The 5,169-nt window shown below is 67.5% G+C and carries 9 protein-coding genes; 5 read left to right on the top strand and 4 right to left on the bottom strand.

The features are described from left to right. Positions 1-24 precede the first annotated feature (24 nt). A complete protein-coding gene (locus IRZ18_08430) occupies positions 25-390 on the top strand; it encodes a MerR family transcriptional regulator (GenBank protein ID MBX5477129.1) in 366 nt (121 codons plus the stop codon). Further along, complete coding sequence (gene glnA / locus IRZ18_08425; protein ID MBX5477128.1) at positions 368-1,702, top strand: type I glutamate--ammonia ligase; 1,335 nt, start codon at positions 368-370, stop codon at positions 1,700-1,702. Before IRZ18_08430 ends, glnA begins: the two co-directional genes overlap by 23 nt. A gap of 117 nt (positions 1,703-1,819) precedes the next feature. Here glnA and lexA read toward each other — a convergent pair whose 3' ends face one another. Beyond that, positions 1,820-2,440, bottom strand: a complete 621-nt coding sequence (gene lexA / locus IRZ18_08420) for a transcriptional repressor LexA (GenBank protein MBX5477127.1) — start codon at positions 2,438-2,440, stop codon at positions 1,820-1,822. Positions 2,441-2,502: 62 nt separating this feature from the next. On the opposite strand from lexA, the gene IRZ18_08415 reads away from it, so the two are divergent. The 3 genes from IRZ18_08415 to IRZ18_08405 all read left to right on the top strand — a co-directional run bounded on the left by IRZ18_08415 (position 2,503) and on the right by IRZ18_08405 (position 3,699). Then, complete coding sequence (locus IRZ18_08415) at positions 2,503-2,793, top strand: glutaredoxin family protein (GenBank protein ID MBX5477126.1); 291 nt, start codon at positions 2,503-2,505, stop codon at positions 2,791-2,793. 57 nt (positions 2,794-2,850) lie between these two features. Continuing rightward, positions 2,851-3,222: a LysM peptidoglycan-binding domain-containing protein gene (locus IRZ18_08410; protein ID MBX5477125.1), complete on the top strand. Its 372-nt coding sequence runs from the start codon at positions 2,851-2,853 to the stop codon at positions 3,220-3,222. A 234-nt stretch (positions 3,223-3,456) separates the two neighbouring features. Beyond that, positions 3,457-3,699 carry a hypothetical protein gene (locus tag IRZ18_08405; GenBank protein MBX5477124.1) on the top strand — a complete coding sequence of 81 codons (243 nt, stop codon included), beginning with the start codon at positions 3,457-3,459 and terminating at the stop codon, positions 3,697-3,699. Positions 3,700-3,766: 67 nt separating this feature from the next. Here IRZ18_08405 and IRZ18_08400 read toward each other — a convergent pair whose 3' ends face one another. The 3 genes from IRZ18_08400 to IRZ18_08390 form a co-directional block, all read right to left on the bottom strand. Then, positions 3,767-4,162: a hypothetical protein gene (locus tag IRZ18_08400; protein ID MBX5477123.1), complete on the bottom strand. Its 396-nt coding sequence runs from the start codon at positions 4,160-4,162 to the stop codon at positions 3,767-3,769. Beyond that, on the bottom strand, positions 4,155-4,859 hold the full coding sequence (locus tag IRZ18_08395; protein ID MBX5477122.1) for a hypothetical protein: 705 nt from the start codon (positions 4,857-4,859) through the stop codon (positions 4,155-4,157). The genes IRZ18_08400 and IRZ18_08395 overlap by 8 nt, the downstream gene beginning before the upstream one ends. Positions 4,860-4,862: 3 nt before the next feature. Then, positions 4,863-5,169 (bottom strand): hypothetical protein (locus IRZ18_08390; protein ID MBX5477121.1); only part of this gene is annotated, 307 nt, incomplete at its 5' end.

Here is a 5,169-nt window from a genome sequence, read left to right as displayed (position 1 = left end):
ACAAACGCGTGAGGGGACGCTCGCGTGGGCCGTTACACGATCGGTCAGGTGGAACGCAAGACGGGCCTGTCCCAGCGGCAGATCCGCTACTACGAGCTGAAGGGCATCGTCCGGCCCGAGCGGACCGCAGGTGGCCACCGGCTGTTCTCGGAGGACGACGTCGCCCGGCTCCAGACCCTGGCCTCGTATCTTTCCCGCGGGTACACGCTGGCGCAGGCGCTCGACGCGCTGCAGGCCCGAAGCGTCCGGCGCCGCGTCGACGACCTCCCCGCCAAGGAAGGCTTCGTGCGGCCGGAGACGCCGAGCCTGTATCCGCTCGTGGGGCGCGACCAGTTCCTTCGCCGTTTGCGGGAGAGGGAGCGCGACAATGACCATCGCCCGCACCGCTGACGACGTCCGTCGCCTGGTCCGCGATCTCGACGTCAAGTTCATCCGGCTGCAGTTTTCGGACATCCTGGGCGTGATCAAGAACGTCGAGATCCCGGCGAGCCAGCTCGACAAGGCGCTGTCGAACGAGATCATGTTCGACGGCTCGTCCATCGAAGGCTTCGTCCGCATCCAGGAGTCCGACATGTACCTGCGTCCCGATCCCACCACGTTCGCGATCTTCCCGTGGAAGGAACGGGCCGGGGCCACGGCTCGCCTCATCTGCGACGTGTACCTCCCGAACGGCCAGCCGTTCCCCGGCGACCCGCGCCACGTGCTGAAGCGCGTCGTCGCGCGGGCGGCGGAGATGGGGTACACGATGAACTGCGGGCCGGAACCCGAGTTCTTCCTCTTCCTGAAGGACGCGCAGGGCCACGCGACGACGCAGACCAACGACCAGGCCTCGTACTTCGACCTCGCTCCGATCGACAAGGGCGAGTCCTGCCGCGCCGACATCGTGACGACGCTGATGGAGATGGGGTTCGAGGTCGAGGCGGCGCACCACGAGGTCGCCCCCGGCCAGCACGAGATCGACTTCAAGTACGCGGAGGCGGTGCGCACCGCCGACAACATCGCCACGTTCCGCTTCGTCGTCCGCACCGTGGCGGAACAGCACGGGCTGCACGCCACCTTCATGCCGAAGCCGGTGCGCGGCATCAACGGGTCCGGCATGCACCTGCACCAGTCGCTGTTCCGCGGCGACCAAAACGCGTTCTACGACCCGGACTCCCCGGACGGGCTGAGCTCCGTCGCCAAGCAGTACACGGCCGGCATCCTCGCGCACGCGCGCGCGTTCACGGCCGTCACGAACCCGCTCGTCAACTCGTACAAGCGCCTGGTCCCGGGCTACGAGGCACCGGTGTACATCGCGTGGTCGAACGGCAACCGCAGCCCGCTGGTCCGCGTCCCGGCCAAGCGCGGCCTGTCCACGCGCATCGAGCTTCGCAGCCCCGATCCCAGCTGCAACCCCTACCTCGCCCTGGCGGTCACGCTGGCCGCCGGCCTGGACGGCATCGAGCGCGGCCTCACGCCGCCGGAACCGCTTGACCGCAACATCTACCACATGTCCGAGGAGGAGCTCGTCGAAGAGGGCGTCGACCGGCTTCCGGCCTCGCTGGAAGAGGCGATCGCCGCGCTGAAGAGCGATCCGCTGATGCGGGAGACGCTGGGGGAGCACGTCTTCGAACGGTTCATCGAGGCGAAGACGATCGAGTGGGACCTCTACCGCACGCAGGTCCACCAGTGGGAACTCGACCAGTACCTGCGCGCGTTCTGAGCGCGCCGGGCGCGGGCAAGCCGGCTCGCACACGAACGGGGGAGGCGCGAAGCCTCCCCTTTTGCGTTCGCCTGGTAGGTCTTGACGCCGTCCCCGTTGCGCCGGCGTCTTGTCCCATCAAAAGAGCCGGACCAGCCCGATCACGCGGCCGATGATCGTCGCGTCCCGGGTTCGGATGGGCTGCAGCCGGCTGTTCTCGGGCTGGAGCCGGATGTGGTCCGCTTCGCGGTAGTACCGCTTCACGGTGGCCTCGTCCCCGATCAGGGCCACGACGATGTCGCCGTTTTCCGCCGTATCCTGCTTGCGGACGATGACGCGGTCGCCGTCCAGGATCCCGGCGTCGATCATGCTGTCGCCCCGCACCTCGAGCATGAACACTTCGCCGCCGCGCACCCAATCCTCCGGAAGAGGGAAGACGTCCTCCACGTTCTCCTCGGCGAGAATAGGGGATCCTGCCGCGACGCGGCCCACGACCGGCACCTCGACGACGCGCGGTGACGGGATGGGCTCCGAGGGTTCCGCATCGTCGAGGACCTCGATGGCGCGGGGCTTGCTCGGATCCCGCCGCAGGTATCCCTTGTCCTCAAGGCGAGCCAGGTGGCCGTGCACCGTCGAACTGGACGCGAGGCCGACGGCTTCCCCGATTTCCCGGACCGACGGGGGATAGCCGCGTTCCCGAATCCGCCGTTTAATAAATTCGAGAATTTCACGCTGGCGGCGAGTCAGTGTCTCGGCCACGAAGCCACCTCCTGGAATTCGCTGGTTGAAGTATAGCACGAGGATCGGAGCGATGCAAACAATTGTTCGGTCGACGGCGCCTCGACGCGGCGGACCTGGTCCTGTACGTCAAGAGCGGTTGCCATCTCTGTGAAGAGGCCCGAACGCAGCTCGCGATGTCGGGCCTCCAGCCGAGGGAAATCGACATCATGACGTCCCTGGAGCTGTTCGGGCGGTACCGCCACCGCGTGCCGGTCCTGGCGACGGCGCGAGGCCGAGTGTTGCTGGAAGGCCGTTTCGACGACGCCGCCGTCCGCCGTCTCCGCAGGTGGGTGATCGGCTCGCGCAGCCCGATCCATGGAACCGACGCTTGACACGAACGCCTGTTCGCCGTACCTTATGAATACGAACACGTATTCGGGGGTGCGGTCATGGTTCGCGGTCGGCGCCGGTTTCGATGGAGGCCCGCACGGATCCTGGGTCTGCTGGCGTTTTTCACCCTTTGGTGCATGCTGCCCGCCGTGCTGCATGCCGACCCGCAACCGGCGGCAGCCCGCATCGATCGCGCGCAGGTCGCAGCCCACACGATCGCACCGCCCAAGGCGAGTCGCCGTCCGGTCGTCGAAGATGGCGTCATCATCGTGCAGCCCGGCGACACGTTGTGGACGCTGGCCAGCCGGCTCGCGCCGGACGAGGACCCGCGCGCATGGATCGCGGACGTTCGCCGCGAGAACCACCTGAGCACGGTGGTCATCAAGCCCGGCCAGCGGCTGCGCCTGCCGGTGGGTCCGCGTTCGAGGTGAGAGGCGTGGTCATGATCGCCGGCGCAGTCACCGCGGCACTGCGCCGCCTGTAACGAGTCGACGACCCATCAAGTCGGACGCCGCCTTTGCCGCCGGCCTGCAATTCGGGCCTCGGTCTCTACTTCCGATAAGATACATTATGTGAACTCGAAAGCGGCAGCCGACGGGCCGATTAGACAAGGGCCGGGAACAATTCCCGGCCCAACTTTTCCCCTAATTGGAAGGTGTTGCCGATTGATCGTCGAGACCGTCCGTCATGCTCGGGACGTTGACGCCGACTTTCGGGCCCGACCGTTCCGCGCTTCCGTCGCCGTCACGCAGGACGGTGTGACCCTTGGCCTCGTGAGTCCCGGCGAGGCGCTGACGATCCGCCTGGACCCCGCACAGGCCCATGACCTTCTGGCGCGTCTCGAACTCTGGGTGCGTCGCGCCCCCCGGGCCCAGCGTCGCGTGCGGAGGATGCTGTCGCAAGCGTGACCGCCACCAGGACGCGAGGAAGGACCGCCCGGGTACCCGAGGCTTGACCCTCTCCGTTTTGCCGCTCCTAGGTGCCGGAGGTATTACCAAATATGGCATGATCTGCCATTCCTCGGATTTCGTCGGCCGTCCATGCTTTCGTGGAGGGCGTGCGCCGCCGGCGAGCTCCCGCGCGGACCTCCTCCGGGTCGAGGGCGCCGGGGCTCCCGCGGGGGACCAGGGCGTACATGTAGCGACCGATGCGGACGCGCGCGAGCACCTCCACCCGGGAACGGCGCTCGCCGGCGCGGTGGGGCCGCCCGGTGCCGCGCACGACGTCGTACCCCAGCTGTGCGGCGAGCTCCAGTAGCATCAACACCATCCGCCGGCGGTAGTACGCACGCGCGTACCGGGCCAGGCTCACCTTGTCCGTGGAGGGGAAGTGGTACAGGTACTGCGCCGGCTCCATCATCGCGTCACGCACCGGCCGCCCCCCTCTCTGGCGGCGGCTGCATGTCGGCCGGCCAGAACGCCGGGGGAACGGGGCGCCGGCGGCGCGGCATTTGCTCCGCTTGCGCGTCCTCCAGCGCCTCCAGAAACTGCACGTACTGGCGCTCGGTCGTCGGGAACTCCACCGGCCGAATCAGCTGGTACGTGTCATAGATGCCGTAGAACTGCGTGGCCGTCCTCCATGGGACGCGCCGGCTGCCCTGGTAGACGCCGCTGCGCGCGTCGAAGACGTCGTACCGGAACCCCCATCGGGTTTTGTGGCAGTCCACGAGGACGTCCAGGTTCGCGCGCACCCGAACGTCGACCTGGTGCGCGATGCTCTGCGACGTGAGAATGAGAGGCATGCGCAACTTGCGGAGGTACATGAGGAACTGCGTGAAGTAGATCTGCTGCCGACCGGCGTAGGTCCGGCTGTCCAAGTTCTGGTGGATCTCGTCGAAGATGACCCAGCCGCCCCCGGCCCGCGCCAGCTCCACGAAGTCCTCCTCCGACTGCAACAGGCGCACATGGAAACCCGGGTTGCGCTGGGCGTGGCGCGCGAAATACTCCGGCCTGAGCGCCAGGTTCGCCATGACCGGCGCGCCGCCGGCCAGCAGCGCATACCGCCATGCCCAGATGCACGCGCCCAACGTTTTCCCGGACCCCATGGGGCCCTGAAAGCCGATGATCATGCGTCACACCCGCTTTTCGCGTGTCGCCGTGGCCGACAAGCCCACGAACTTGTTGAAGAGCGCGATGCTGTCAATCGCCTGCAAGATCGGGCCGACGTCGCCCGTCATGGAGCGGTAGCGGAGCACCGCGTCGATCAGGGGCTGATACCGCTTCTCGGACCCGCCCAGCTGGTCGAGGAGCGTCAGCGCCATGGCCTGCGCCGGCGTGAGGGCGACCAGGTGGGCTTCGACGTAGCGAAGCGCCGCGTCGAAGTTGTTGGCCGCTCCGGAACTGTCCCATCCCCCGCCAAAGAGATCGTCCATCAGGGCG

The sequence above is a fragment of the Clostridia bacterium genome, from assembly GCA_019683875.1.
Taxonomy (GTDB): Bacteria; Bacillota; Sulfobacillia; order RBS10-35; family Bu92; genus Bu92.
This window is presented reverse-complemented; position numbering and strand designations above follow the sequence as displayed.